Raw genomic sequence first — 25,599 nt, 5'->3', positions numbered from 1 at the left:
GCCCCCCGCACCCCCCGCGCGCACCCCGGGCCCGACAAACCGCCGCCTATGAACACCGCCTTCCCCGCCAACCCCCTCGTCGGGACGCCGCCACCCGACGGTACCGGGAAACGGCGACACGACGACGGGGATCACGCGCCGCCGCTGGCGACGATGTCGCCGTTGACCCCCTTGGGGAAGAAGCCGCCCTCTTTCACCGGTCCCGGGTTCAGGTACACGACGTTCAGTACCCGGTCGGCGCTGCGGCCGAAGCAGATGCCGTTGTTGTCGGCCGGCACCATGTTGGCCTGGTTGCCGAGCACGATGCCCTGGTCGGCGTCGCCGGGACCGTCGAGGGCGTCACGGGCGTTGGAGATCTTGGCCGCGGCGTCGCCGAGGTCCCGGTCGAACAGCGACGTCCTGATGGTGGCGGCGTGGTAGGCCTCGGCGGCGAGGATCCCGGCCGCCGCGTCCAGGAAGGTCTTGTTGGTGATCAGCGGCGCGGCGCCCTTGTAGGCGCTCACGCCGACGTCCTCGAACAGGAACGCCGCGAGCAGGAAGTTCTTCTCGTGGGCGAACGGGTCGAACTGCTGGTATTCGCTGATCAGCCCGGCCGCCCTCGCCGCGGCGGTGAAGCTGTCCTTGAGGTCGATCTCGGGCCGGGAGACCGCGGCCTCGCCCAGTGCGCCGCGCAGGAACTTGACGTGGGCGATCTCGTCGCCCGCGATCTCCTTCGCGAACTGGTGCAGGGCCTTGTCGTGGAACATCACCTTCTTGCCGCCGACCACGCCGCCCTGGGCGCCGACGCCGCCGGTGATGTCGTCCGGCAGCCCGTGCCCGTAGACGGCGAAGGAGTAGAACTCGGCTTCGAGGTACTCCAGGTTGAGCGCGAAGTTGAGCACGGCCGCGTCACTGGGCGCGCCCTCCGCGGCGGCCTCGGCGGCCGCTTCACCCGTCGCCGAAGCGGTCGAGGTGGCCTGGACGCCGAGATAGGTCGCGCCGACGACACCGAGCCCCGCCGCGCCGGCGGCCTTCAAGAACCGGCGACGATCCGTGCGGTTCTCGGCACTGCGCGAAATCAGGGTACGAACGAACGGCTTTCCGAACACGAGTGGTTCCTCTCGTCTTTGCGGTGCACACCCACCCACTCGGACGTTCGGAACCACCCGTGACCCGGATTGGAAAAGATCTCGAATTTATTTCTTCGTCGCCGCGGCAAGGCGAACGCAGACGGCGAGGCCGCGGATCGCCTCTTCGACTTCGGCCAGCTCAGGGTAGGTCGGCGCGATGCGGATGACGGCGTCGTCGGGGTCGTCGCCGTACGGGTGCGTCGCGCCGGCCGGGGTCAGGGCGATACCCGCCTCCTTGGCCAGCCGCACGACCTCCTTGGCGGTCCCGGCGGGCACGGTCAGCGAGATGAAGTACCCGCCGGTCGGCTTCGTCCAGGACGCGAGGCCGCTCTCGCCCAGCTCCTTGGTGAGGATCTCGTCGACGGCCGCGAACTTCGGCCCGATCAGCTCGGCGTGCTTGCGCATGTGCTCGCGGACGCCGTCCTCGTCACGCAGGAACAGCGCGTGCCGGAGCTGGTTGACCTTGTCGGGGCCGATGGTCCGCTTGCCGATGAGGGCGATCCACCAGGCGAGGTTGGCCTCGGACGCACCGAGGAAGCCGACGCCGCCACCGGCGTAGGTCACCTTCGAGGTGGAACCGAAGACGAACGCGCGGTCGGCGTTGCCCGCCTCGGCGCACAGCGCGAACAGGTCGGCCAGCGGGGCCTCGACCTCGGTGAGGTGGTGCACGGCGTAGGCGTTGTCCCAGAAGATCCGGAAGTCCGGCGCGGCGGTGGTCATCGTGGCCAGCCGGCGCACAGTGTCGTCACTGTAAGTGACACCGGTCGGGTTGCTGTACTTCGGCACGCACCAGATGCCCTTGACGGCGGCGTCCTCGGCGACGAGCCGCTCGACGGCGTCCATGTCCGGGCCGGTCTCGGTGAGCGGCACCTGGATCAGCTCGATGCCGAAGCGCTCGGCCAGCGCGAAGTGGCGGTCGTAACCGGGGACCGGGCACAGGAACTTGACGCTCGCCTCGTCGGCCCAGCGGCGCTCGGCGCCCGGGAGCTTGCTCAGGAAGGCCTGCACGATGACGTCGTGCATGAGCTCCAGGCTGGAGTTGCCCGCGGCCAGCAGCTGCTCGGCCGGGACCTGCAGCGGCCCGGCGAAGATGCGGCGGAGCTCGGGCAGGCCCTTCAGGCCACCGTAGTTGCGGACGTCCGTGCCGTCCTCGGCCTTGCGCACGTCGCCGGGCAGCGCGAGCAGCCCGTCGGCGAGGTCCAGCTGGCGGGGGGACGGCTTGCCGCGGGTGATGTCCAGGGAGAGGCCACGGTCGACGAGGGCCGCGTAGTCGCGGCGGGCGCTCTCGACATCGACAGGTGCAGTGGTCATGCCTAACGCTAAACCCGGCGGGGATCCGGCGTGAGACGAGGGTGGCCTATGCCTTCCGCGCGCAAGATCCCATAACGCTTCCGCCGCGTTTTTCACCATTCGTAACGAGGCCAAATCCCCTAGTCGCGGCTCCGTTGTTTCCCGCATTCTCGATAGCACGAGGAAAAGGGGAGAAAAATGGAAGCGAAGAAGTGGGCCACGGTGACGCTGATGGCGGCGGGTGCGCTGGCCGCGTGCGCGGTACCCCATCAGGGAACGGCGACCCCGGCCGTCGCGGTGGCCGCTCCCCCGAACACCATCGTGATCCAGCCACCGGCGGTCGCGGCCCCGCCGCAGACGGTTTATGTCGCACCACCGGCGACACAGACGGTCTATCCCGCCCCCGCGGTTCCCGTGGCGCAGACGGTGATCGCCTACTACGACGCGCTCAACCGGCGTGATTTCCCCACCGCGTGGAATCTCGGCGGGCAAAGGCTGGCCAAAGGCGGTACTTATGCCTCCTACGTCAAGGGATTCGCGACGACCTCCTGGGCGGCCGTCACCGTGACGAGCGTGCGCGGGAACATGGTGTACGTCGATCTTTCCGCTCGGCAGACCGACGGTTCGATGCGGGTTTTCTCCGGTTCCTACACCGTTTCCGGCGGCGCGATCACCGGGTCGAACATGAAACGTCTCTCGTGATCAGAGCGGGATCAGCTGGGTGATCTTCCAGCGGCCGTCGATACGCTGGGCGGTGACTGAAAGCTGCGATACCGACGACTGCGGGGCGCCGCCACCGGCGACGAGCGTTTGCTGGTCGAGGAACAACAGCACTTCCGCGCGGTCGCCGCGCAACGACCGGACGCCGAGCGAACGGACCGTCGTCGTGCGCACCAGCTTCTGCTCCTCGGCCCGTTTGCGCGCCGCCGCGAACTGGTCCCGGTACTGGCCGGTCGCCTCACCGGTCAGCACGTCGGCCGCGGCCCGCTCGGTCCGGGCGAGATTGCTGTAGTCGTAGGAGAACACGGCCTTCACACCGGCGCCGACCTGGTCGGCGACCTCGGCGGTGGCGGCCTGGTCCACGAGCGCCGTGTTGCCGTCCGAGCCCAGCGACGACGCCTGGACCCCGAACCACACCGCGCAGCCGGTGGCCAGCACGATGATTACGAGCAAAAGCCGCGGTGCCCGCCCGGTCACGAGCCCGCCGCCTGCACCGCGCTGACCTTCCAGCCGTCCCCGGCCCGCTGGTAGTCCACGGTCAGCCTGCTGACCTTGGACACGGCGGAGCCACCGCCGGTGCTGACCTTCACGTCCAGCACGGCCATCAGCCGCGCCGTCCCGGCGGCGGCGTCGAGTTCGGTGACCGCGGCCTGTTTCAGCTTGGCCGTCGCCACCGTCTTGCCGGTGTTCGCCCGGTCGATCTGGAGCTGCCGGTCGCCGGCGAGGTCCTTGCCGAGCCGTCCGGTGGTGACGCCGAGCCAGCGGTCGACGTCCTGGGCGCCGGTGCGGTAGTCGATCGTGTTGAGCACCTCGAGCTGGCCGGAGGCGGCGGTGAGGACGGCCTCCCGTTCCCGGCCGCGCGCGAGACCGTCGTCCCGCGCGGCGCTCCACCACGACCAGCCGAACCAGGCTGCCGCGACGACCGCCACGGCGGCGATGACGGTGAGGGCGCGGGTGAGCACTATTCACCGCCCAGCAACGCGCCCAGCCCGGCGGGTCCGGATCCGGTGAGCAGGCTCAGCACCCCGGGCAGCTGCGCGGATTCCGCCGCCTGCGGGGTCTGCTTCGGACGTTCCGGGACCGCGGGCGGTTTCCCGGCGTACGGGGCGTTCTGCGAGCCTCGGACGCCCGTGGGACTTCCCGGCGGCTCCGCGCAGTAGGCCTGGGTGTTCACCGGCGCCTCGGTGAGATCGTTGGCTGGACGCTGTTTCGTGCCCTCGTAGCCCTTGGTGCACGAGACCGGGTCGAAGAAGTTGAACACCACCCCGAGATGGCCGGTGCCGTCCGGCGACGTCGAGCGCGAGAACGCCGAAATGATCGGGTACGCCACGAGGAGTTCCTCGATCGCGTCTGTCCGGGCGGAGGTGATCTGGGCGGTGGTGAGCGTGTTCGCGAACAGCACGCCGAGGTCGGTCCCCGACACCGCGAGCACGTCGCTGATCTGACGGCTCAGCTTCGGCGCCTCGTCGATCACCCGCCGTAGATCCGGGTCGGACGTCTTCAGCTGCGCGGCGATCGTCTTGAGCCCGCTGGAGAACTTCGTGATGTTGTCCGCCTGCCGCTGCTGGGTGTCCAGTACCGTCCGGGAACTGGCGAGCAGCCCCTGGGTGTCGGGCAGGTACTGCGTCGCCGTCGCGGTGAGCGAACCGGTGCTGTCGAGCAGCTGCCGCAGCTCCGGGCCGGCGTCGGCGAACGCCTCGTAGGTCTCGTCGACGACGGTCTTCAGCGACTCCGGCTTCACACTCGACACCAGTTTGTCCAAATTGGACAGAACGGTGTCCGGGGCCAGCGGGATCGACGTCTTGTCCCGCTTGATGACCGAACCCTCGGCGAGATACGGCCCGTTTTCGTGCATGGGCAGCAGATCGACGTACTGCTCCCCCACCGCCGACCGGTTCGCGACCGCGGCCTTGGTGTCCGCCGGGATCTTCGGCGCGTCCGAATCGATGTCGAGGCCGAGGTCGATGCCGTGTTCGGTGAGCGTCATCGACGCGACCTTGCCGACCGCGACACCGCGATAGGAGACCTCGGCGTTGACGAAGATCCCGCCGGAGTCCACGAGTTGCGCGGTGACGAGGTACCCGCGAGTGCCGAAGAGCCTGTCCAGCCCGGCGTACTTACCGCCCGCGTAGACGACCGAAACCACCGCGATGACGAGGAACGCGGCCAGCTGGATCTTGGTCTTGCGCAGAATCACCGGCCACCGCCCAGCAGCGGCCCCAGTATCCCGCCGAGCACGCCGCCCAAGACATCCCCTTGAGGCGGCTGGGGAGCCTGCGGGAGATCGCCGGTGGGCAGCGGCAGCACCGGTGGCGCCGTCCCGCCAGAGAACGGGATCGCGCCGGGCGTGCCGGTGCCCTTGTTCCCTGGCAGCTGGATGATCGGCTGCGACGAGTTGTTCATGTTCTCCAGGAAGGTGTCCAGGTTCAGGTCGATCTTGGCTTCCACGTTGGCGTAGTCGCCCTTGATCACGTTGCCCGCGTAGTCGGGGAACGGGTAGGTGAGCAGGATCCGCAGCGCGGTCGGGAGGTCCTGGCCCGCCTCGGTCAGCTTGTGGAGCGTCGGCTGCAGCGCGCGGAGGTTCGCCACCAGCTGGTCGCGGCTGGCCTTGATCGTGTCGGTCGTGACCCCGGACAGCGTGTTCAGCGACTGCAGCATGCCGACGAGCTGATCCCGTTGTTCGGTCACGATCTTGAGCCCCGGCGAGAGGTTGTCGAGCGCGTTGGTCAGGTTCTGCGTCTGCCCCACCAGGGTTTTGGACAGCCTGTCGAGGCCGTCGATGGCCCGCAGGATCTCGCCCTTGTGCCCGTCGAGTTCGGTGGCCAGTTTGTCCACTTGGGACAGTAGCGCGCGGACCTCGGCCTCGTTCCCGGTGAGCGCGTCGTTGAGTTCGTGGCTGATCTTCTGGATCTGCTCGACGCCGCCGCCGTTGAGCAGCAGGGAAAGCGCGCCGAGGACCTCCTCCACCTCGGGGTTGCGGTTGGTGCGGTCCAGCGGGATCTTCGCGCCCTCGGCGAGAGATCCTTCGGGCTTTTCGGGGGCGTGCAGATCGACGAACTTCTCACCGAGCAGACTCGACTGGCGCAGTTCGGCGCGCGCGTTCGCGGGCAGCGCGATGTCGCCGTTGACGACCATGTTCACCCACGCCGACCGGGTGTCCGGGGCGAGTTCGATGTTCTCGACCCGGCCGACCGGGACGTCGTTGACCTTCACACTCGCTTGGGGAACGAGGTCGAGCACGTCGGAAAACTGCGCGGACAGCCGGTACGGGTGCTCGCCGAGATCCGCGCCTCCCGGCAGCGGGGTGTTGTACAGCCCCGAAAAGCCGCCGTCACTGCAACCGGCCAGCACCAGGACACCCGCCATCACCCCCGCGATCTTCTGCCGTTGGCGCCTCATTTCGGGACCCCCTTGGTGAGGACGTCGACCAGCGGCAGCGGCAGCGGCGGCAGTTCGCCGCTCTGCAGCGACGCCAGCACCTGCGGGACCGACGGGAGCTTCAGCGTGCCGTCGAGGACCGGCGCGAGCTGCTTGCAGATGTTCCCCAGCGTGTCCGGGATCGGTTTGGGCGTACCCGCGCTGATCAGACGGCAGACGGTGAGGATCGGCGGATGCGTCAGCTCGTTCAGGTTGTCCCGTACGGCGATCGTGCCGGACGCCGCGTCGTAGGAGTTGATGAAGTTGGTCGCCCCGGTCGGCGCGATGTCGATCACCTCGGCGAGCGAGGCCCGCTGGTCCACGAGCACCTTCGTCAGCCCCGCGAGCTTGTCCACATTGGACGAGAGCAGGTCCTTGTTCTCCGCGACGAACTTCTCGACGTCGCCCATCGCCGTCGCCAGGGAGTTCAGCGCGGCACCCACGTCGGCGGAGTCCGCGGCCAGGAAACCGCCGACGTCGGCGGCGCGGCGGTAGAACTCGTTGAGCTGCTGATCGCTTTCGGCCAGCGCGCTGGTGAACGAGTTCAGGTTCTGCACCGTGCCGAACAGGTCGCCCTTGGCGCCGTCGAGGGTCTTGGCCAGTTCGGACAGCCGGGTCACCGTGGTGTTGAGGTTCTTCCCGTTGCCGCCGAGATTCGCCGCGGCGGTGTCGAGCACATCCGACAGCGCGCCGTTCTTGTTGGCGCCGTTGGGTCCCAGGCTCGTCGAGAGTTTGTCGAGACTCGTGTAAAGGTCGTCGAGTTCGGCCGGGGTCGCCGTCTTCTCCTTGGCGATCACCGTGCCCGCGGCCATTTCGGGGCCGCTCTCGTACGCCGGGGTCAGCTGGACGTACCGGTCGCTCACCAGGCTCGGCGCGACGACGACGGCTCCCGCGTCCGCCGGGATCGGGGTGTCGCCGTCGATCCGCATGTCGACCCGGACCGCCTCGCCCTGCGGCGTCACGCCGGTGATCTCGCCGACCTTCACCCCGAGGACCCGCACCGAAGAGCCCGCGTAGAGGCCCACGGTCTTGCCGAAGTACGCGCTGATCCGCGTCCCGCCCGTGTCCCTGAACACCAGCCAGAGTCCGGCGGTCAGGATCAGCACGACAACGCAGGCGAAGGCGACCCACGTGTAGAGCGTGCGCCCGATGCGCGTGGTGATGGTCATCGACCGCCCACCCCCTGGTTCGGCGCCGCGATCGGCGGGGTGCAGCCCTCCGGGTTGACCTGGAACGCCCCGGCGATGATCGTCGGCGGCAACAGCCCGCACAGATAGCCCTCGAACCAGCGCCCGTTGCCGGTCGCGTTGGCGCCGACGCGGGCGAACGGGGCCATGAGCGCGAGACTGCGGCTGAGGTTGTCCTGGTTGCGTTGCAGGATGTCGGTGACCTTGCCGAGTTTCTCCAGTGTCGGCTTCAGCTGCTGCCGGTTGTCGGCGACGAGCCCGGACAGCTGCGCCGAAACCTGTTGCGTGCCCTTGAGCAAGGTGCTGATCGCGTCCTTCCGGTTCTGCAGTTCGGCGAGCAGGAGATTGCCGTCGTCGAGGATCCGCTTCAGCTGCGCGTTGCGGTCGGACAGCGTCTTGGACACCTTGCTCGTATTGGCCAGCAAGGTCTTCAGGTCACCATCGCGCGAGGAAACCGTCTTGGACAACGAAGAAAGGCCGCCCAGTGCGTCCTTGAGGTACTGCGGGCTGTCCTTGAGCGCGTCGGAGAGCACGGTGAAACTGGTCGCCAGCTGCGCGGTGTCGATCTCGCCGACCGTGCCGGACAGCTGCTGGAACGCGTCCTGCAGTTCGAACGGCGTCCGCGTGCGGTCGAGCCCGATGGTGGCGTTCGGATCCTGGTCGCCGGTGCCTTTCGGCGTCAGCGCCAGGAACTTCTCCCCCAGCAGCGTCTTGATCTCGATCGACGCGGCGGTGGCGTCGCCGACGCGGACGTCCTTCACCCGGAACTTCACCAGCACCTTCTTGCCCGCCAGCTCGACCGAGGTGACCTGGCCGACCTTGACCCCGGCGACCTGGACCTCGTTGTCCGGCGCCAATCCGGCCGATTCGCCGAAATACGCCGAATACGTCGTCCCGCTGCCGAATAACGGGATCCGGTCGGAGAAGTACGTCGTCATGGTGATCAAGACGATCAGGACCAAGGCGGCTCCGCCGACCATGGCCTGGTTGCGTTCCTTGAGCGGCTTCACGGCCCGCACCTCTCCGGTCGCTGCGTGCCGGGCAGCGGCGTGATCGGCAGTTCGATGTTGAGCGATTTGATGCCGATGCTGCCGGAGATCCCGCACAGGTAGTAGTTGAACCAGCTGCCGTAGCTCAGCGTCCTGGTGAACTTCTGCAGGTTGCCCGGCAGCACCTGCAGGAGATGATCGATCAGCTGTTCCGAATCGCCGAGGTTCTGCGACAGCGCGCCGAGCTGCGCGACGTCGTCCTTGAGCGCGGGCCGCGCGTCCGCGAGCAGACCCGTGGTGGCGACGGTGAGATCGCCGAGCGCCTTGACCGCCTCCCCGATCGGCTGCCGCTGCTCGGCGAGCCCGGTGACCAGCCGCTGGGTCTGGTCGATCAGTTCGCCCAGCTGCGGCGAGCGCCTTTCGACCGTGCCGAGCACGGTGTTGAGGTTCGCGATGACGTCACCGATGATCTTGTCCTTGCCCGCGATGGCCGAAGTGACCGACGCGGTGTGCGCGAGCAGGCTGGTGATCGTGCCGCCCTCGCCCTGGAACACCTGGATGATCTCGTAGGAGAGCTTGTTGACGTCCTCGGGGTTCAGCGCGCGGAAGAGCGGTTTGAACCCGTTGAACAGCACGGTCAGGTTCAGCGCCGGTTTGGTGCGCTCGGGCGGGATGATCCCGCCGCGCGGCAATGATTCCTTGTCGCCGATGTCCGTGCCGAGCGAGAGGTACCGCTGCCCGACCAGGTTGCGGTACTTGATGGTCGCGGTCACCGACGCCGGCAGGCGGTGCGCGGACTGGACGTCGAAGTGGACCCGGGCGAGGTTCCGTTCCCCCGCTTCGATCTCGATCCTGCCGACCTGCCCGACCTTCACGCCGACGATGCGGACGTCGTCGCCTTCCTTGAGCCCGGACGCGTCGGTGAACTTGGCGACGTAGCCCGACGTCTCGCCGAAGTTGGTGTTCGCGATGGTGGCGCCGAGGATCGCGGTGAGCAGCACGGTCACCGCCGCGAAGATCAGGATCTTGACCAGATCCGGCACGAAGGACCTCATCGGACCGCCCTCCCGTCACGGGGGCTGAAGGACGCTTTCGCCGCATGTGACGCGGTGAAAGCTCCCTTCACCGCGTCACATGCGGTGAAGGACGCTTTCAGCCCGGCCAGGCCCGCGCTCGGCTGAGTCCTCATCGCAGCTCCACCTCCGCGCCCCGGTACAGCGGCCCGACCAGCAGGCTGCCCCAGTTCGGCACCTGGTCCGGTGTCGTGCCCATCGCCGGTGACACGAGCAGGTCGATCAGCCGCTGCTCGTCCGGCGTGTTCACCACCGAACCGCCCGCGCTCCCGCCTGAAGGCAGCCTGCCGTCCGGGTCACGCGGTGGCGCCGGTTTGGACGAACCGTCGGCGATCGCGCCGTCCGGCGGGTACTGCGGCCAGCGTCCTGGTGGCGGCACCTGCGGATAGCACCGCGGGCCGCGTTTGTCGTCGTACTTCGGCTCGTCGACCCCGGGCAGGTACTTGCCGCGGCTCGGCGTGAACTCGATGGTCACCCGGCTGACCTCGGGATGCGCGGTGCCCTTGCCGAACGCGAGTTCCGCGCGCGGCACCGATTCGGCCAGTTGCTTGAGCAGGCAGGGGTACTCCGGCGCGTACTTCGCGAGAACGTCCAAAGTGGGCTGCAGATTGGTGGTGAGGCGGATCAGGTTGTCCTGATTGACCTTCAGGAAACTCGTCAGGTCGAGCGAAGCCGCGGTCACCGTCGAATAGACGTCGGCGAGCCCGCGCTGGCTCTCGACCAGGGTCTTGCTGGTGGTGGTCAGATCCGACAGCGCGGCCAGCAGATCCGGCGCCGCCTTGTCGTAGATCGCGGCGGCGTTGGCCAGTCCGGTGATGTCGGCCTTGAGGTCGGGCAGCGACGGGTTCACTTTCCCGAGATAGTCCGAAAGTCCCGCCAGTGTCGTGCCGAGCCGCTTGCCCTGACCGTCCAAAGCGGACGCGACGGCGTTGAGCGTGCTCGCCATCTTCTCCGGCTGCACGGCCTGCAGCAACGGCATCACGTCGCCGAGCACGGTCTCCAGCTCGATCGCGCTGCTGCTGCGGTCCTGCGGGATGACGTCGCCCTCGGCGATGTGCCGTTCCGGTTTCTCCGGGATCTGCAGGGCCACATACCGCTCACCGAACAACGTCTTCGGCAGCAGCCGCGCGGACACGTTGGCCGGGATGACCGAGGTCTTGTCCGGTTGCAGCGCCAGTTCCATCGTCGCGCGATCCCCGTGGGCCTGGATCGACCGGACCTCGCCGACGACCATCCCGCGCACCTTGACGTCCGCGCCTTCGCGCATCTGGTTGCCGATGCGGTCGGTCTCCAGTTTCACCAGGGTCACCGTGGTGAAGGCCTTCTGGTAGAAGGCGATGGTGGTGACGAAGAACAGCACGACCACCACGAGGAAGATCAGGCCCAGCACCTGGTGCCGGAGCCGTCGCAGCAATATCCCCCTGTTCACCCGGAAATCCTCACCGTCGTCGTGGCGCCCCAGATCGCGAGGCTCAGGAAGAAATCGAGCACCGAGATCAGCACGATCGACGTCCGCACCGCGCGGCCGACCGCGATCCCGACCCCGGCTGGCCCGCCGCTGGCGGTATAGCCGTAGTAGCAGTGGGAAAGGATGATGAGCACGCTGAAGACGATCACCTTGAGGAACGACCACAGCACGTCTTCGGGTGGCAGGAACAGCGTGAAGTAGTGGTCGTAGGTGCCTGCGGACTGGCCGTAGAGCCAGATGGTGATCTGCCGCGAGGCGAGATAGGACGAGAGCAGGCCGACGGCGTAGAGCGGGATGACCGCGGTGACACCGGCGATCACCCGCGTCGTCACCAGGTACGGCAGGCTCGGCACGCCCATCACTTCGAGCGCGTCGATCTCCTCGGAGATCTTCATCGCGCCCAGTTGCGCGGTGAACCCGCAGCCGACGGTGGCGGAGAGCGCGAGCCCCGCGGAAAGCGGCGCGACCTCGCGGGTGTTGAAGTAGGCCGAGATGAACCCGGTCAGCGCGGCGGTCCCGAGCTGGTTCAGCGCCGAGTAGCCTTGCATGCCGACGATGAGCCCGGTGAACAGCGTCATCCCGATCATCACGCCGAGCGTCCCGCCGATCACCGCGAGCGCGCCGGTGCCGAAGCTGACTTCGGTCAGCAGGCGGAAGACCTCGCGGCGGTAGCGCCGGAGCGTGCGCGGGGTCCAGGCGAGCGCCCGGAAGTAGAACGACAGCTGGCCGCCGAAGCCTTCCAGCATCGCACCCGGGCGCGCGATGATCTCGAGCGTCCGATCCGAAACGGCGGGTTCTGGGCGGGTGGTGGCCACGTCACATCGCCTTCGGCGGCACGATCCGCAGGTAGATCGCCGTCAGCACGACGTTGATGAGGAAAAGCAGCAGGAAGGTGATCACCACGGCCTGGTTCACCGCGTCGCCGACGCCCTTCGGCCCGCCCGCCGGGTTGAGCCCCCGGAAGGCCGCGACCACCCCGGCGACGAAGCCGTAGAGCAGCGCCTTGATCTCGCTGACCCACAGATCCGGCACCTGGGCCAGCGCGTTGAAGCTGGCGAGATAGGCGCCGGGGGTCCCGCCCTGCATGACGACGTTGAAGAAGTAGCCGCCGAGTACGCCGACGACACTGACCAAACCGTTCAGCAGCACCGAAACCACGATCGCGGCGAGGACACGGGGCACGATCAGGCGCTGGATCGGGTTGACCCCGAGTACTTCCATCGCGTCGATCTCTTCGCGGATCTTGCGGGCGCCGATGTCGGCGCAGACCGCGCTCCCGCCGGCACCCGCCACCAGCAACGCGGTGATGAGCGGACTCGCCTGCTGGACGATGGCGAGCGCGCTGGCGGCGCCGGTGAACGACTGCGCGCCGATCTGCTGGGTCAGCGAGCCCAGTTGCAGCGCGATGACCGCGCCGAACGGGATCGCCACCAGCGCCGTCGGCAGGATGGTGACGCTGGCGAAGAACCAGCACTGCTGGATCCATTCGCGGAACTGGAACGGGCGCTTGAAGATCGCGCGGAAGACCTCCCACGACAGGGTCGCGAGCCTGCCGACCTGTGTGAGCGCACCCGTACCCGGGACGGACACCGACGCGTTCACAGAACCTCCCAGTAGCCTGCCCCGAGTCTTACTCCACCTGTCAACGCCTCATTGCGTTAGCGGTGTTCACTTTGCTCTCGGCACCTCCGCGTCAGAACTTGAGAGCATGCGTGGCCGTCGCGCCGCCATCGGCGACGAACTCGGCGCCCGTGCTGTACGAACTTTCGTCACTGGCCAGGAACAACACCAGTTTCGCGATGTCCTCCGGCTGCCCGACCCGGCCCAGAGCGACCTTTTTGCCCACCCACGACATGTCGACTTTCTGCCCGCCCGCCGCCGCGGCGACCATCGGCGTGTCGATCGCGCCGGGGTGCACGGAGTTGACGCGGATGTTCTTCGCGCCGAGTTCGAGCGCCGCGACCTTGGTCATCCCGCGGATCGCGAACTTGCTGGCGGTGTAGGCGACTAGGAACGGCATCCCGGCGAGGCCTTCCACGGAGGACACGTTGACGATGGAGCCGCCACCGGCCCCGGTCATCGGTTCAACGACCGAACGCATCCCGAGAAACGCCCCGATCTGATTGACCCGGATGACGCGTTCGTAATCGGCGAGCGTGGTCTTGCCCAGCTCGGAGAAATGCAGGATGCCCGCGTTGTTGACCAGCACCGTCGGCGGGCCGAACTCGGTCTGGGTGCGCTGGATCGCCGTCTCCCATTCGGCCTCGTCACCGACGTCGAGATGCTGGTAGACGGCGGCTTCGCCGAGATCGGCGGCGAGTTTCTTGCCGTCGAGGTCGTTGATGTCCGCGATCACCACCCGCGCGCCCTCGGCGACGAACAGCCGCGCGGCCGCCTCGCCCTGTCCCCTGGCCCCGCCGGTGATCAGCGCTACCTTGCCATCGAGCCTGCCCACTACATCATCTCCCACGGTCTACGGCAGCGACATGATCTCGGAAGCGGCGAACATGCGTTCCGGGTCGCGGTCGGCGAAGTAGCCGCCCACGGATGTGACGAGTTCTTCGGCGGTCCAGGTGCCGTTGACGGTGTCGAACCGCTGTTCCACCGACGGCGGCCGCATCAGCGCGACCATCCCGCCGTAGACGAGGAACACCTGACCGTTGACGCGGTCGGACTCGGGCGAGCAGAGGAACGTCACGAACGGCGCGACGTGGTCGACCGAGAGCGGGTCGACACCTTCGGGTGCTTCGGCCCCGAAGACGGCTTCGGTCATCGCCGTGCGAGCGCGTGGGCAGATCGCGTTGGCGCGGACGCCGTACCGCGAAAGACCGCGCGCGGTGGAGACGGTGAGCGCGGCGATCCCCGCCTTGGCCGCGCCGTAGTTCGGCTGGCCGGGGGCGCCGAGCAGGAACGACTCCGACGCGGTGTTGACCACCCGGCCGTACACCGGCGCGCCGTCCACTTTGGACTTGTCCCGCCAGTACGCCCCGGCGTTGCGGGAAAGCAGGAAGTGCCCGCGCAGGTGGACGCCGAGTACGGTGTCCCAGTCGTCGTCGGACATCGAGAAGAGCATCCGGTCACGCAGCACGCCGGCGTTGTTGACCACGATGTGGAGGCCGCCGAAGTGGTCGACGGCGGCGGTGAGCAGCGCGTCCGCGGTCGAGGACTCCGAGATGTCGCCGGTGACCGCGACCGCTTTGCCGCCTTCGGCCTCGATCTCGTCGGCCACCACCTGCGCCGCGGCCGACACGTCGTTGACCACCACCCGCGCCCCCGCCGCGGCCAGCGCCAGCGCCTCGGCCCGGCCGAGTCCCGCGCCGGCTCCGGTCACGATGGCCGTCCTGCCGTCCAAGCTCACTCCGGGCCTCCTGCCTTTCCACACCCAGTCTCACCGCACACACTAGAATCTGTTCTCGCCACATGCAAGGTCTAGATAAACGGTGCTAACCACGGATGAGCAGCGCGTTTTTCGGACAACTCGCGACAGCTTGAGTAACACGTTCTACTTGATTTTCCGGAACTTCGGCCGACGCGAGGACCAGCTCCTCGTCGTCGTCGAGATCGAAGACCTCGGGCGCGAAGCCGACACAGATCGCGTTCGCCTCGCACAGCGAGCGATCGACGTCGATCTCCATATTCCCTCCTCGCCGCCATACCTGGTACAACTAGAACAGGTTCTACCTTAGCGCCGCGAGCGGCCATGGCACCAGTAACGAGCACCGACGGCAGAGGTGACGGATGCGGATCGACTACACGCCGGAGCAGCGCGCACTGGCCGGGGAACTCCGGGAGTACTTCGCCGGGCTGATGACCCCCGAGCGCCGTGAAGCGCTGGCCGGAGACGGCGGCGAGTACGGCGACGGCCTGGTGTACAAGGAAATCGTGCGCGACCTCGGCCGCTCGGGCTGGCTCGCGATCGGCTGGCCGCGCGAATACGGCGGACAGGACCGGCCGATGCTCGACCAGCTCGTCTTCACCGACGAGGCGGCCGCGGCCGGGGTGCCCGTCCCGTTCCTCACGGTGAACACCGTCGGGCCGACCATCATGCGCTACGGCACCGAAGAACAGAAGGCGTTCTACCTGCCGAAGATCGCCGCCGGCGAGCTGCACTTCGCGATCGGCTACTCCGAGCCGGGCGCGGGCACCGATCTGGCGTCGCTGCGCACCCGCGCGGTCCGCGACGGCGACGACTACGTGATCAACGGCCAGAAGATGTGGACGAGCCTGATCGAGTACGCCGACTACGTCTGGCTCGCCGCCCGCACCGACCCCGAGGCCCGTAAGCACAAGGGCCTCAGCATGCTGATCGTGCCGACGTCGGCACCGGGGTTCTCCTGGACGAAGGTGCGCACGGTCGCCGGGCCCGGCACCAGCGCCACCTACTACGACGACGTCCGCGTACCCGTGACCTCCCGGGTCGCCGGGGAGAACGAGGGCTGGCCGCTCATCACGAACCAGCTCAACCACGAGCGGGTCGCGCTGACCTCGGCCGCGCCGATCCAGACATCGGTGCGCGACGTGCGGACCTGGGCGCAGACGACGAAGCTGCCCGACGGCTCCCGCGTCATCGACGCGCCCTGGGTGCGGCTGCATCTGGCGCGGATCCACGCGCACGCGGAGTACCTGAAACTCCGGAACTGGCGCATCGCGTGGGCGGCGGCGAGCAGCGAACTGGGTCCCGCGGAGGCGTCGGCGACCAAGGTGTTCGGCACGGAGTTCGCGACCGAGGCGTACCGGCTGATGATGGAGATCCTCGGCGCGGGCGCGGTGGTCCGTGAGGGCTCCCCCGGCGCGCTGCTGCGCGGCCGGATCGAACGGCTGCACCGGTCGTCGCTGATCCTCACCTTCGGCGGCGGCACCAACGAGATCCAGCGGGACATGATCGCCGCGACCGCCCTCGGCCTGCCCGTCACCCGCTAGCCGAAGGACGCTTTCCCCGCATGCGACGCGGTGAAAGCTCCCTTCGCCGCATCGCATGCGGGGAAGGTTCCCTTCAGCTCCTCCAGGAGGCATTGATGGACTTCACGCTCACCGAAGCGCAGACGGACCTCGCGTCCCTCACTCGCCGGATCCTGACGGACAAGGTGACCCCGGACATGCTGGGCGCACACGGTTCCGGCGGGTTCTCCGCTCCACTGTGGACAGCTCTGGCGCAGGCGGGGGTGGTCGACGCCGCGCTGCCGCAATCGGTCGGCGGTGGCGGGTTCGGGCTGCTGGAGCAGTGTTCCGTACTCGCCGAGATCGGGCGCGCGGTCGCGCCCGTGCCCTATCTGACGTCCGTCGTGATGGGTGCGGCAGCGATCGCCGAATTCGGCGAGGCGAGGCTGGCCGAGCGCTGGGTGGTCCCGGTGCAGCGTGGCGACCACGTCCTCGCCGTGGCGCTGCCGGACTACGGCGTGCCGTGCGGCTTCACCGCCGAGGCCGACGGCGATGGCTGGCGGCTGACCGGCGCGCAGACCGCGGTCCCGTTCGGCGCGTTCGCGCACGGATTCCTCGTCGAGGCGGCCGTCGACGGCGGGCATCAGGTGTTCCTGCTCGACGGGGACTCGGTGACCGTGTCACCCCAGCGGACCGTCGACCACGCCGACGCGGCGCTCGTCGAGCTGTCCCGCGCGAAGGCCACGGCCTCACTGGGCGACATCGGCGAATGGCTGCGGCTGCGCGCCACGATCGGCGTCTGCGCACAGCAACTCGGCGTCGTGGAACGAGCGCTGGAGCTGACCGCGGCGTACGCGCGGGAACGGGAGCAGTTCGACCACCCCATCGGCAGTTTCCAGGCGGTACGGCAGCGGCTCGCCGACGCCTACGTCGACGTCGAAGCCGTCCGGCTGACGTTGTGGCAGGCGGCCTGGCGGCTGAGCGAAGGCCTTCCCGCGGCCGAGGAGGTCGCGACGGCGAAGTTCTGGGCGGCCGAGGCCGGGCACCGCGTCGCGCATACCGCCGTGCACGTCCACGGCGGGGTCGGCATCGACGTCGACCACACCCTGCACCGCTACTTCGTCGCGGCGAAACGGCTCGAATTCACGCTGGGCGGGGCGACCGCGCAACTGCGGGGGCTCGGCGATCTCCTGGCCGCGGACCCGGCATGACCCCCACGGTCACGGAACTCCTGCTCGCGCGGGCGGAGGACCGCTCGACCGGGCTGCTGTTCGAGGACCGGCGCTGGTCCTGGGCCGAGCACGTCGAGGCATGCGCCGCCCACGCCGCCGCGCTCACCGGGATGCTGCGTCCGGGCGGGCATTTCGGGCTGCTGGCCGACAACGTCCCCGAGTTCTCGTTCCTGCTCGGTGGCGCGGCACTGTCGGGGCATGTCCTGGTCGGGCTGAATCCGACGCGCCGGGGCGCGGCACTGGCGCGCGACATCGCGCTGGCCGACTGCGAGCTGGTGTTCGCCGAGGAGAAATACCTTCCGCTCCTTTCCGAGGCGAGTGTCCCGGTGCTGCCGCTGAGCGCTCTCGACCCCTCCCGGGAAACGGTCGCCCCCGTGGCCGCGAAACCCGAAGACCTGCTCATGCTGATCTTCACCTCCGGCACCAGTGGCGATCCGAAAGCCGTCCGGTGCACGCACGGCAAGATCGCCTACCCCGGCGATATGCTGGCGTCCCGGTTCGGACTGTCCACACACGACACCGTGTACGTGTCGATGCCGATGTTCCACTCCAACGCCATCATGGCGGGCTGGTCGGTCGGGCTCGCCGCGGGCGCGGGGATCGCGCTGCGGCGGCGGTTCTCCGCCTCCGGCTTCCTGCCGGACGTCCGGAGGTTCGGCGCGACGTACGCCAATTACGTCGGCAAGCCGCTGTCCTACGTGCTCGCCACTCGCGAGCGGGAAGACGACGCCGACAACCCGCTGAAACTCGTCTACGGCAACGAAGGCGCGGAGGCCGATCTCGCCGCGTTCGGCTCGCGCTTCGGCTGCCACGTCGTCGACGCGTTCGGTTCGACCGAGGGCGGGGTCAACTTCGGCCGGGACGCCACCACGCCGCCGGGTTCGCTCGGCCGCCTTCTCGACGGTGTCGCGGTCCTCGATCCGGAGACGGGAAAGCCTTGCCCTCCGGCGGAATTCGACGCGAACGGGAAGCTGCTCAACGCCGCCGAGGCGGTCGGTGAACTGGTCAACACCGGTGGCGCGGGCTTCTTCGCGGGGTACTACGGCGATCCGGCGGCCGAGGCCGAACGGATGCGCGACGGGATGTACCACACCGGCGACCTGGCCTACCTCGACGCGGACGGCTACTGCTATTTCGCCGGGCGGCTCGGTGACTGGCTCCGCGTCGACGGCGAGAATCTCGGCACCGCCCCGATCGAACGCGCGCTCGTCCGGCATCCGGCCGTCGACGAGGCCGCGGTGTACGGGGTGCCGGACCCGCGGGTGGGCGACCAGGTGATGGCCGCACTGGTCTGCCGCGCACCGGTGGACGCGGACGAGTTCGCCGCTTTCGTGCTGGCACAAGGCGATCTCGGGCCGAAGCAGCGGCCGCGGTTCGTGCGGATCGTCGAGGAACTGCCGCGGACGGCGACGCACAAGGTGCTCAAGCGGGAGCTGGCGGCGGAGGGAACCTCGGGCGCCTGGGAACTGCGGTACCGGACGTCGTGAGTGGCAATGAGGGTTCTAACCCTATTCGCCACTCACGACCCCCACGCGGAACCGCACATAGTTCCATCAATCGGACACCGATCCCCCGAAAGGCGTCCCTTGTGGACGGTTGCGGGGACGCTGGGTCGTCTTTGACGAGTCCGCGACCACCTCGACTTCAGCACGCCATATTTGCCTTACTTCTCACCAGAACGGGAATCCGAGAACGCTCCTCGTGGACACGATGCCGGGCTAGGCGCGTTTGGCCACCCGGCCGAGCCGGAAGCCCAAGGCCATCCGCGAGGTGGTGCCGAACCGGTCGTGCAGCTCGGACACGATCGTGCGCACGGTCCTGCTGCTCATGCCCAAGCGGTTCGCGACCTGATGGTCCGTGGCTCCTTCCACCAGCAGGTCGGCGACCTGCAGCTGCCGTCCTTTGAGACTGGCGCCCCGCCCCGGCCCGCCGCCGAGCGGTCGCGACTCCGACCAGAGGACTCCGAAGAACTGACCGCAGGGACCGACGAGCGGTGGGCGCAGTACCAGCGCGCCCGCGTGCAGGCTCACCTCGTCGAGCGGCACGATCGCGTACCGGGCGTCGAAGACGAGCAGGTGCCGCAGCACTCCGCCGTACACCCTGATTTCGGTCTGCCTGGCCTTTTCGTGGTGCCGCACCAGCTCACCGCCCGCCAGCCGCGGGTCGACCACCAGCCGGCTGCGCCCCGGGCTGAAGAGCATCGATTCCAGCAGCCCCGGGTCGCAGACGCCCGTCCGGCTGCCGTCGGAAAGAATTCCGGACACGAGTTTCGTGGTTTCACAAAACCGGTCGATACGCCTGAGCGTATCGCACCTTCCCGACAACACCTCCACGAATTCCATTTGCCGAGTCAATTGGCCATCGGCCAGTCGGTTGTAGATCATCTGAGCATCATCACCGGCCCATCCGAATAACCCATCCGACATCCCAGCGATCCATTCTCAAGAGCGCTCGGAGGATGCGACAGGGCCATCCGGGGGATGAGATGACCACAATCGGGGATTATCCGGTGGAAGCCGCTTCGGCAGGACGACTCTCGGTAGGCCGATCATCGGACAACTGATTCTCGACGAGCCGCCGGTACAGCGGGCAGGACAAGGTGAGCTCGTCGTGCGTGCCGTCGCCGGCGACCCTGCCCTCGTCGAGCACCAGTATCCGGTCGGCCCGGCGGACGGTGGCCAGCCGGTGCGCGATGATCAGCAGCGCGCATTCACCTCCGGCCCGCTCCAGCGCCCTGGTCAGCGCGAACTCGTTGATCTGGTCGAGATGCGCACTCGGCTCGTCGAGAAGCAGCAGGTCAGGCCGGGCGAGCAGGGCACGGGCGATGGCGACCCGCTGCCGCTCACCGCCGGAGAGCATGTTCCCGCGTTCCCCGACCTGGGTGTCGAGCCCGTCGGGCAGGGTGGCGACGAGCCCGGCCAGGTTGACCATTTCCAGCACCCGCGTGAGCTCTTCCTCGTCGGCGTCCGGTGCCGCGTACACGAGGTTCTCCCGCAGCGTGCCATGCAGGATGGGCACGTTCTGGTCGACCAGCGCCAGCCGGGAACGGCAGTCGGAAAGTGACATTCCGTTCAGATCGACGCCATTCAGCAGGATCGTTCCGGAAAAGGGCTGATAAAAACGCTCGGCCAGCGAGAAAACTGTCGACTTTCCCGCGCCCGACTTTCCGACCAGCGCCACGCTCGTCCGCGGTTCGACCCGGAACGAAACGCCGTCCAGCACCGTCCTTTTCCCATAGGAGAATCGGACGTCGCGGAATTCCAGCACCGGCGCGGACCGCGCGGGGAGTATCGGCGAGCTGGTCACCGTGTCGCTTTCGACGGGCAAGAGGGAGGCCTCGTGCACCCGCTGCAGCGCGCCCATGCCGCGCTGCACGAGGCCGATCCCCTGGAGCAGCGAGATGAGCGGCACCACCAGATAGGTCGCGTACAAGAGGAACGCCACCAGCTCGCCCAGCGAGGTCGCGTTCGCGGCCACCCGCGCCCCGCCGATGAGCAGTACCAGCAGCAGCGAGCCGCGGATGGCCAGTTCGACGGCCGGGGTCATCACCGAGGTCAGCTTGGCCGCCTGCACCCCCGCGGCGAAAGCCGACTCCGCCCGCTCGCCGATCCGCCGCTCCTCTCGCGGCTCCGCCCGGTTCGCGCGCACCATCCGGATCGCGCCCAGCGCGCGTTCGAGGTCCGCGGTCATCTCACCGACGCCGCGTTGCGTCCGCTCGCCCGCCGCGCGGAGCCTGCCGAGCAACGCGGCCACCACGACGGCGGCCACCGACACGGTCGCCGCCACCAGGCCGAACAGCACCGGGTCGAGCACCAGCATCAGCACCGCCGTGCCCAGTCCGGTCAACCCGCCGGCGACGAGCTGGACCGACGCTGTCGACACCACGTCGCGCAGCACGGTGGTGTCGACGCTGAGCCGGGAGATCAGGTCGCCGAGCCGGTGGTCTTCGTAGGCGGGCATCCGCAGCCGCAGCAGGCGCGCGATCAGCCGTCTGCGCACGCTGAGCACCACGCGTTCGCCCGACCGCTCCAGCATGAACAAGCCGAGCCCGTCCACGGCGGCCTGGACGAGGAAGAGCCCGGCGATGCCCGCGATGAACCACCAGGAGAGCGGCCGCGTGCCCACCGAGTCGATCCCGTGCCGGACCAGCAACGGCTGCAGCATCCCCAGCCCGGACGCCGCGACGGTGAGCACGATCGCCAGCGTCAGCACCCCGCGGTGGCCCACGGTCAGCCGCAGCAGATCCCGGAAGCCCGCCCGATCGCTCATCGGTCTTGATCCGGCGGCCCGACCGCGACGAGCTTCGCGAAATACCCGGCGGAGACCCCTTCGCCGACGGGCTGCCCGTCCACCTCGACCCAGGCGTGCGCGCCGAACGGCGGCCGCGACCGGACCCCGACGCACCACGTCGGCCAAGTACCGCGGAACCTGCACAGCAGCGTGACCGCCAGCGACCTGGGCAGACAACCTTTCGGGCCGAGGCAGGCCAGGCTGACCGCCAGCACCGCCTCCCTCGCGGCCTCCACCTGCTCGAGGGTGGCGGGGCGGGCACCGCGGCGGAGTACGCCGAAGACCAGCCGGATCCGCTGAGGTGGCAGCATCGCGACCAGCCTGGCCGCGGCGACCGCGAGCCGCGCGGCGAGCCGCCGCGTGAACGGCAGTGACCGCGACCTGCTGAGCGCGCTCGGGGTGGTCACGACGTCACCAGGCCCGCCGCGCGCAGCCCCTCCACCAGCGCGGTCACGTCCTGCTCGGCACGCTCACGCGAGACGTCGTACTCCTCGATGAGCGCGCCGGCCGCCTGGTCGCTGTCACCGCCTTCGAGCAGTGTCCGCACGACGATCCGGCCACTCGGGTTGAGCTGGAAATACCGGCCCTTGCGCTCGTCGAGCAGCACGGACCCATAGTCGGTGTCCACAATGGACACATTGGGGCGGAAGGCGAGGCTCATTTCTCCTCCAGAGAGAGCAAGGGCTTCGAGAACGTGCGCAGCCAGACCTCGCAGCCGATGGTCGGATACAGGATGCCGTCGCGAAGCTCCGGCGTTTCGGGCCGCGATGCCAAGGCGCTCAAGCGATTCCGGTCGACGAGGCCGAGTTCGGCGAGCCTCGAGTCGGCCCACAGCTCGCGCAGGTCGCCGCGGCTGGCCCGCAGCCCCGCCGCGGCGTCCATCGACGCCTGCGCCTTACTGGTGCGGGCCAGGCATTCGCCGGGTACCACGCCACGCATGGCTTCGGTGAGCACCGGTTTGTACGCCCACGGCGTCACCCGGTCGTCCGGCCTGATCGACAGGCAGGCCTCGATCACCCGGTCGTCGAGGAACGGCGACTGGATCGGCAGCCCGGCCCGCGCGCTCATCTGCTCCCATTGCCGGATGATCCGCGTGCAGGACAGGATCTGCTCCAGATCCGCGTGCTCGCCCCTGGTCTCACCGAGCGGCTCCGCGGTGAGCGCCGCCTCCCGGATCGCCGCGCTCGCCAGCTCTTCCGCCTCCCGCGTCGCCCAGTCGAACAACCGGGGCGGAGTACTCCAGCCCAGCGCCGCGGTCACCGGCGCGGTCTTCACCGCGCGGACGTCGGCCGCGGCGTCCGAGAGCCACCGGCGGTACGAACGGGAATCGGCGAGCGCGCGGACCATGCCACCGAGCGGCCAGGTGAACAGCGCGCGGAAACCCCGGAGCGCGCCCAGCGCGAACAACGGACGGCGCCGCAGAATCGCGTGATAGTGCGCTTCGGAACACCAAGCGACGTGATCGCCGCCGATGCCGGTCAGGCGGACCCTGCTGCCCTTGGCCGCCAGCGGCGCCAGATCGCTGAGCAGCCTGGCCCGGTCCATCATCCCGATGGTCGGCTCGTCGAGCGGATCGTCGATTTCGAGCAGGCCCGCGTAGACCAGCGGAGACGCGGCGACGTCCCACACCGCGTGCTCGACCTCGGGCAGATGCGCCGCCGCGCGCTTCGCCCAGGCGAGGTCGTCGTCGGCCGGGTCGAGTCCCGGCCAGGTGCTCGCCACGATCTTCGCGTCGCCGCGGGCGGCGAGGAAGGTCACCGAGGTCGAATCCAGGCCACCGGAAAGGTCGCAGGCGACCACGCCACCGGCGGCCGTGCGCGTGTCCACCGCGGCGGTGAGCGCTTCCCGCACCAGCGGCGCGCCTTCCGCGAGCGAGCGTTCCGGGCGCGGCGGATCCCACCACCGCACCGTGCGGGCGGCGAGACCGTCCGGCGCGAACACCAGCGCGCTGCCCGGCTCCACCCCGTGCACCCCGCGCCACATCGGCTTGTGCAGCAACGGATGCGGCACCGGGAACAGCAGCCGGACCGCGAGCATCCGCTCGTCGACGTCCGCTCCCGCCGCGTGGGCGAGGATGTCCGCGCGGTCGGCCGCGACCACCACCCCGCCGATCCTGGTGTGGTGGACCAGCCGCAGCCCGGACGCCGTGCCCTGCACCCGGCAGTGCCCGTCGATCGAGGCCACCAGGTGGAAGCTGCCCGGCAGTTTCGCCGCCAGCGCGTCGAGCCCGCCGGGATCACGCAGCCGCGCGGCCGCGAGGGTCAGCTCCTTCTCGGTGACCGGGCACCAGCCGATCACCGCCAGCCTGGTCCGCCCCGCCGAGGCCACGACGATCCCGTCATCCGGCCACCGGCCGGTCAGCCACGGCCGCCCCGACGCGTGGGCGAGCGTCCGGGACCCAGGTGCGTGCAACCGCGGGGCCACGGCGAGGGTGGCTTCGTGGTCGGGAAAGACCGCGAAGTACTCCTCGCCGTGACCCAGCGTGTCAACGATTCGACGCATCGACGCAGACGGTCAGCGCGTTCAGTTCTTGCTGAAGATCAGCCGGTCGTTGCCGTGCCTGGCGAGCAGGCCGGTGACCTCGTCGAACTCGCCGGCCTCGATCAGCATGGGGGTCTCGTATTCCTTCATGGCACTCACCTTTCGTCGGTTTCCTTCGCTTCGGGCGTGCACGCGCCATCACCGAACGTAACAAGGGGTTCGCGGGTTCTACAGCGAACGAAGCTTCCGGAACCGGCAATTGCCACAAGCGGCACTCGAGCTGCGCGCTGCTGCCGCACTGGGGCGACGCGCTCAGCTCTCGGCGTTCTTCGGCAAGCCCGTGCGTCACCGAAGCAGCGACGTGACCAAGGTGTCCTTGAGCCAGGCTTCGTAGTCGTCGTGACTCCACCCGGCCTCGGTGACGAGGCTGGCGTGGACGTCGGCGCTCATCAGGGCCACGGCGATGTCGGCGGCCCTGGACACCACCTCGCGTCCGCTCGCCTCGACGCGAGCGATCACCAGCTCGACGCCGAGCCGGTTGCGCCGCGCGCCCTCGGCCTGGGTCGCGGCGATGTCCGGATCGACGGCGGCACCGGAGCTCAGCATCGTGACGATGTCGCCGCAGCGTTCCCGGACCTGGCGGGCGACCTGGGCCAGCAGGCCGAGCAGCGCGACCGGGTCTTCGGTCCGCTGGGCCTCGGCGACGAGGTCGGGGATCCCGGACTCGTCGTCGAGGAGGTCGACGAGCCCGCCGAGGACACCGGCCTTCGAGCCGAAGTGGGCGTAGATGGTTTGCGGCGACACCCCCGCTTCCTGCGCGATGAGGCGGATCGGGGTCCGCGCGTATCCGCGCTCGGCGAAGAGTCCGCGGGCCGCGGTCAGGATCGTGCGCAGCGTCAGCGCCTCGCGCCGATCGCGCAACCGGACGATGCCGGGAAGGTCCGCGGACATGTATGCTCCTCGAAAGTTGGAACGTTGTTCTAAGTAATGGATCGCCGTTACAAGGAGAGGATAGCGATGACCACCGAGGAGATCATCACCGAACTGGAACGCGCCTGGAACGCGGGCGACGGGCCGGCGTGGGCCGCGTGTTTCGCCGAGGACGCGGACTTCGTCGACGTCCTCGGCCGGATCCAGCGCGGCCGCGCGACGATCGCACGGGAAAGCCAGAACATCTTCGACACCATCTACCGGGGCAGCAGGCTGGAGATCCGCCAGGTGTCGAGCCGTCCGCTCGGGGGCGGATTCGACCTCGTGCACACCGCGACCAGGCTGTCCATCCCCGCAGGTCCCCTGGCCGGGGAAGCACGGGCGGTGCAGACGAAGCTCGTCCGCGACGGCGAGATCGTCGCGTTCCACAACACGATCCGGGGCGATATCGCGGAGTTCACCGACCACGACGCGGAACTCGCCGCCCGGTCGCCCCAGGAGTGGAATTCCTGATCGCCGCCGTTCCCGGCAGACT

The 25,599-nt window shown here is 68.9% G+C and carries 27 protein-coding genes; 5 read left to right on the top strand and 22 right to left on the bottom strand.

What is annotated here, in order from left to right:
* Positions 1-131 precede the first annotated feature (131 nt).
* Entirely contained in the window at positions 132-1,088 is a 957-nt protein-coding gene (locus tag ACZ5ZX_RS24890) for a ferritin-like domain-containing protein (protein WP_465504379.1), read from the bottom strand.
* Positions 1,089-1,175: 87 nt separating this feature from the next.
* Positions 1,176-2,420, bottom strand: a complete 1,245-nt coding sequence (locus tag ACZ5ZX_RS24885; RefSeq protein ID WP_465504378.1) for an aspartate aminotransferase type Ic — start codon at positions 2,418-2,420, stop codon at positions 1,176-1,178.
* A gap of 177 nt (positions 2,421-2,597) precedes the next feature.
* Between ACZ5ZX_RS24885 and ACZ5ZX_RS24880 the strand changes: the two genes are divergently transcribed.
* The gene (locus tag ACZ5ZX_RS24880) at positions 2,598-3,101 is read left to right on the top strand and encodes a hypothetical protein (RefSeq protein WP_465504377.1); all 504 of its coding nucleotides are present in this window, start codon (positions 2,598-2,600) and stop codon (positions 3,099-3,101) included.
* On the opposite strand, the gene ACZ5ZX_RS24875 is transcribed toward ACZ5ZX_RS24880, so the two are convergent.
* The 13 genes from ACZ5ZX_RS24875 to ACZ5ZX_RS24815 all read right to left on the bottom strand — a co-directional run bounded on the left by ACZ5ZX_RS24875 (position 3,102) and on the right by ACZ5ZX_RS24815 (position 14,888).
* On the bottom strand, positions 3,102-3,596 hold the full coding sequence (locus ACZ5ZX_RS24875; protein WP_465504376.1) for a hypothetical protein: 495 nt from the start codon (positions 3,594-3,596) through the stop codon (positions 3,102-3,104). It lies immediately after the preceding gene.
* The gene (locus tag ACZ5ZX_RS24870) at positions 3,593-4,081 is read right to left on the bottom strand and encodes a hypothetical protein (protein ID WP_465504375.1); all 489 of its coding nucleotides are present in this window, start codon (positions 4,079-4,081) and stop codon (positions 3,593-3,595) included. Before ACZ5ZX_RS24870 ends, ACZ5ZX_RS24875 begins: the two co-directional genes overlap by 4 nt.
* Complete coding sequence (locus ACZ5ZX_RS24865; RefSeq protein WP_465504374.1) at positions 4,081-5,316, bottom strand: MCE family protein; 1,236 nt, start codon at positions 5,314-5,316, stop codon at positions 4,081-4,083. Before ACZ5ZX_RS24865 ends, ACZ5ZX_RS24870 begins: the two co-directional genes overlap by 1 nt.
* Positions 5,313-6,518: an MCE family protein gene (locus ACZ5ZX_RS24860; protein WP_465504373.1), complete on the bottom strand. Its 1,206-nt coding sequence runs from the start codon at positions 6,516-6,518 to the stop codon at positions 5,313-5,315. Before ACZ5ZX_RS24860 ends, ACZ5ZX_RS24865 begins: the two co-directional genes overlap by 4 nt.
* The gene (locus ACZ5ZX_RS24855; RefSeq protein ID WP_465504372.1) at positions 6,515-7,705 is read right to left on the bottom strand and encodes an MCE family protein; all 1,191 of its coding nucleotides are present in this window, start codon (positions 7,703-7,705) and stop codon (positions 6,515-6,517) included. The genes ACZ5ZX_RS24860 and ACZ5ZX_RS24855 overlap by 4 nt, the downstream gene beginning before the upstream one ends.
* A complete protein-coding gene (locus ACZ5ZX_RS24850; protein ID WP_465504371.1) occupies positions 7,702-8,733 on the bottom strand; it encodes an MCE family protein in 1,032 nt (343 codons plus the stop codon). Before ACZ5ZX_RS24850 ends, ACZ5ZX_RS24855 begins: the two co-directional genes overlap by 4 nt.
* The gene (locus tag ACZ5ZX_RS24845; RefSeq protein ID WP_465504370.1) at positions 8,730-9,767 is read right to left on the bottom strand and encodes an MCE family protein; all 1,038 of its coding nucleotides are present in this window, start codon (positions 9,765-9,767) and stop codon (positions 8,730-8,732) included. Before ACZ5ZX_RS24845 ends, ACZ5ZX_RS24850 begins: the two co-directional genes overlap by 4 nt.
* 130 nt (positions 9,768-9,897) lie before the next feature.
* A complete protein-coding gene (locus tag ACZ5ZX_RS24840) occupies positions 9,898-11,214 on the bottom strand; it encodes an MCE family protein (protein WP_465504369.1) in 1,317 nt (438 codons plus the stop codon).
* Positions 11,211-11,999: an MlaE family ABC transporter permease gene (locus tag ACZ5ZX_RS24835; RefSeq protein WP_465504459.1), complete on the bottom strand. Its 789-nt coding sequence runs from the start codon at positions 11,997-11,999 to the stop codon at positions 11,211-11,213. Before ACZ5ZX_RS24835 ends, ACZ5ZX_RS24840 begins: the two co-directional genes overlap by 4 nt.
* A 70-nt stretch (positions 12,000-12,069) precedes the next feature.
* Positions 12,070-12,855 carry an MlaE family ABC transporter permease gene (locus tag ACZ5ZX_RS24830; RefSeq protein WP_465504368.1) on the bottom strand — a complete coding sequence of 262 codons (786 nt, stop codon included), beginning with the start codon at positions 12,853-12,855 and terminating at the stop codon, positions 12,070-12,072.
* Between the two features lie 91 nt (positions 12,856-12,946).
* Entirely contained in the window at positions 12,947-13,708 is a 762-nt protein-coding gene (locus ACZ5ZX_RS24825) for a glucose 1-dehydrogenase (RefSeq protein WP_465504367.1), read from the bottom strand.
* A gap of 18 nt (positions 13,709-13,726) precedes the next feature.
* Positions 13,727-14,611, bottom strand: coding sequence for a 3-oxoacyl-ACP reductase (locus ACZ5ZX_RS24820; protein ID WP_465504366.1), 885 nt, complete (start codon positions 14,609-14,611; stop codon positions 13,727-13,729).
* A gap of 85 nt (positions 14,612-14,696) precedes the next feature.
* Entirely contained in the window at positions 14,697-14,888 is a 192-nt protein-coding gene (locus tag ACZ5ZX_RS24815) for a ferredoxin (protein WP_465504365.1), read from the bottom strand.
* Positions 14,889-14,991: 103 nt separating this feature from the next.
* Here ACZ5ZX_RS24815 and ACZ5ZX_RS24810 point away from each other — a divergent pair, with 103 nt between their 5' ends.
* From ACZ5ZX_RS24810 to ACZ5ZX_RS24800, 3 genes are all read left to right on the top strand, one after another.
* On the top strand, positions 14,992-16,173 hold the full coding sequence (locus tag ACZ5ZX_RS24810; protein ID WP_465504364.1) for an acyl-CoA dehydrogenase family protein: 1,182 nt from the start codon (positions 14,992-14,994) through the stop codon (positions 16,171-16,173).
* Positions 16,174-16,268: 95 nt separating this feature from the next.
* The gene (locus ACZ5ZX_RS24805) at positions 16,269-17,342 is read left to right on the top strand and encodes an acyl-CoA dehydrogenase family protein (RefSeq protein ID WP_465504363.1); all 1,074 of its coding nucleotides are present in this window, start codon (positions 16,269-16,271) and stop codon (positions 17,340-17,342) included.
* Positions 17,339-18,850: a long-chain-fatty-acid--CoA ligase gene (locus ACZ5ZX_RS24800; RefSeq protein WP_465504362.1), complete on the top strand. Its 1,512-nt coding sequence runs from the start codon at positions 17,339-17,341 to the stop codon at positions 18,848-18,850. The genes ACZ5ZX_RS24805 and ACZ5ZX_RS24800 overlap by 4 nt, the downstream gene beginning before the upstream one ends.
* A 231-nt stretch (positions 18,851-19,081) precedes the next feature.
* Here the strand turns inward: ACZ5ZX_RS24800 and ACZ5ZX_RS24795 are convergent, their stop codons facing one another.
* The 7 genes from ACZ5ZX_RS24795 to ACZ5ZX_RS24765 form a co-directional block, all read right to left on the bottom strand.
* Positions 19,082-19,627, bottom strand: coding sequence for a helix-turn-helix transcriptional regulator (locus ACZ5ZX_RS24795; protein WP_465504361.1), 546 nt, complete (start codon positions 19,625-19,627; stop codon positions 19,082-19,084).
* 238 nt (positions 19,628-19,865) lie between these two features.
* On the bottom strand, positions 19,866-21,632 hold the full coding sequence (locus tag ACZ5ZX_RS24790) for an ABC transporter ATP-binding protein (protein ID WP_465504360.1): 1,767 nt from the start codon (positions 21,630-21,632) through the stop codon (positions 19,866-19,868).
* Positions 21,629-22,060 (bottom strand): lasso peptide biosynthesis B2 protein, encoded by a 432-nt coding sequence (locus ACZ5ZX_RS24785; protein ID WP_465504359.1) that lies wholly within the window; start codon positions 22,058-22,060, stop codon positions 21,629-21,631. The genes ACZ5ZX_RS24790 and ACZ5ZX_RS24785 overlap by 4 nt, the downstream gene beginning before the upstream one ends.
* The gene (locus ACZ5ZX_RS24780) at positions 22,057-22,314 is read right to left on the bottom strand and encodes a lasso peptide biosynthesis PqqD family chaperone (protein ID WP_465328112.1); all 258 of its coding nucleotides are present in this window, start codon (positions 22,312-22,314) and stop codon (positions 22,057-22,059) included. Before ACZ5ZX_RS24780 ends, ACZ5ZX_RS24785 begins: the two co-directional genes overlap by 4 nt.
* The gene (locus ACZ5ZX_RS24775; RefSeq protein ID WP_465504358.1) at positions 22,311-24,155 is read right to left on the bottom strand and encodes a lasso peptide isopeptide bond-forming cyclase; all 1,845 of its coding nucleotides are present in this window, start codon (positions 24,153-24,155) and stop codon (positions 22,311-22,313) included. Before ACZ5ZX_RS24775 ends, ACZ5ZX_RS24780 begins: the two co-directional genes overlap by 4 nt.
* Before the next feature lie 21 nt (positions 24,156-24,176).
* Positions 24,177-24,284, bottom strand: a complete 108-nt coding sequence (locus ACZ5ZX_RS24770) for a keywimysin-related RiPP (RefSeq protein WP_465328116.1) — start codon at positions 24,282-24,284, stop codon at positions 24,177-24,179.
* A 195-nt stretch (positions 24,285-24,479) separates the two neighbouring features.
* Positions 24,480-25,085 (bottom strand): TetR/AcrR family transcriptional regulator, encoded by a 606-nt coding sequence (locus ACZ5ZX_RS24765; RefSeq protein WP_465504357.1) that lies wholly within the window; start codon positions 25,083-25,085, stop codon positions 24,480-24,482.
* 66 nt (positions 25,086-25,151) lie between these two features.
* On the opposite strand from ACZ5ZX_RS24765, the gene ACZ5ZX_RS24760 reads away from it, so the two are divergent.
* On the top strand, positions 25,152-25,577 hold the full coding sequence (locus ACZ5ZX_RS24760) for an SgcJ/EcaC family oxidoreductase (protein WP_465504356.1): 426 nt from the start codon (positions 25,152-25,154) through the stop codon (positions 25,575-25,577).
* Positions 25,578-25,599: the final 22 nt, after the last annotated feature.

This window comes from Amycolatopsis sp. NPDC033938, assembly GCF_055575975.1.
The sequence above is the reverse complement of the archived record's forward strand: the minus strand, read 5'-3'. Positions and strand labels throughout refer to the sequence as shown.

Excerpts from the sequence above, each read along its gene's own strand:
- ACZ5ZX_RS24885 (WP_465504378.1), bottom strand. The coding sequence starts at position 2,420 with ATGACCACTGCACCTGTCGATGTCGAGAGCGCCCGCCGCGACTACGCG.
- ACZ5ZX_RS24880 (WP_465504377.1), top strand. The coding sequence starts at position 2,598 with ATGGAAGCGAAGAAGTGGGCCACGGTGACGCTGATGGCGGCGGGTGCG.
- ACZ5ZX_RS24860 (WP_465504373.1), bottom strand. The coding sequence starts at position 6,518 with ATGAGGCGCCAACGGCAGAAGATCGCGGGGGTGATGGCGGGTGTCCTG.
- ACZ5ZX_RS24855 (WP_465504372.1), bottom strand. The coding sequence starts at position 7,705 with ATGACCATCACCACGCGCATCGGGCGCACGCTCTACACGTGGGTCGCC.
- ACZ5ZX_RS24845 (WP_465504370.1), bottom strand. The coding sequence starts at position 9,767 with ATGAGGTCCTTCGTGCCGGATCTGGTCAAGATCCTGATCTTCGCGGCG.
- ACZ5ZX_RS24835 (WP_465504459.1), bottom strand. The coding sequence starts at position 11,999 with ATGCTGGAAGGCTTCGGCGGCCAGCTGTCGTTCTACTTCCGGGCGCTC.
- ACZ5ZX_RS24815 (WP_465504365.1), bottom strand. The coding sequence starts at position 14,888 with ATGGAGATCGACGTCGATCGCTCGCTGTGCGAGGCGAACGCGATCTGT.
- ACZ5ZX_RS24810 (WP_465504364.1), top strand. The coding sequence starts at position 14,992 with ATGCGGATCGACTACACGCCGGAGCAGCGCGCACTGGCCGGGGAACTC.
- ACZ5ZX_RS24805 (WP_465504363.1), top strand. The coding sequence starts at position 16,269 with ATGGACTTCACGCTCACCGAAGCGCAGACGGACCTCGCGTCCCTCACT.
- ACZ5ZX_RS24800 (WP_465504362.1), top strand. The coding sequence starts at position 17,339 with ATGACCCCCACGGTCACGGAACTCCTGCTCGCGCGGGCGGAGGACCGC.
- ACZ5ZX_RS24790 (WP_465504360.1), bottom strand. The coding sequence starts at position 21,632 with ATGAGCGATCGGGCGGGCTTCCGGGATCTGCTGCGGCTGACCGTGGGC.
- ACZ5ZX_RS24780 (WP_465328112.1), bottom strand. The coding sequence starts at position 22,314 with ATGAGCCTCGCCTTCCGCCCCAATGTGTCCATTGTGGACACCGACTAT.
- ACZ5ZX_RS24775 (WP_465504358.1), bottom strand. The coding sequence starts at position 24,155 with ATGCGTCGAATCGTTGACACGCTGGGTCACGGCGAGGAGTACTTCGCG.
- ACZ5ZX_RS24770 (WP_465328116.1), bottom strand. The coding sequence starts at position 24,284 with ATGAAGGAATACGAGACCCCCATGCTGATCGAGGCCGGCGAGTTCGAC.
- ACZ5ZX_RS24765 (WP_465504357.1), bottom strand. The coding sequence starts at position 25,085 with ATGTCCGCGGACCTTCCCGGCATCGTCCGGTTGCGCGATCGGCGCGAG.
- ACZ5ZX_RS24760 (WP_465504356.1), top strand. The coding sequence starts at position 25,152 with ATGACCACCGAGGAGATCATCACCGAACTGGAACGCGCCTGGAACGCG.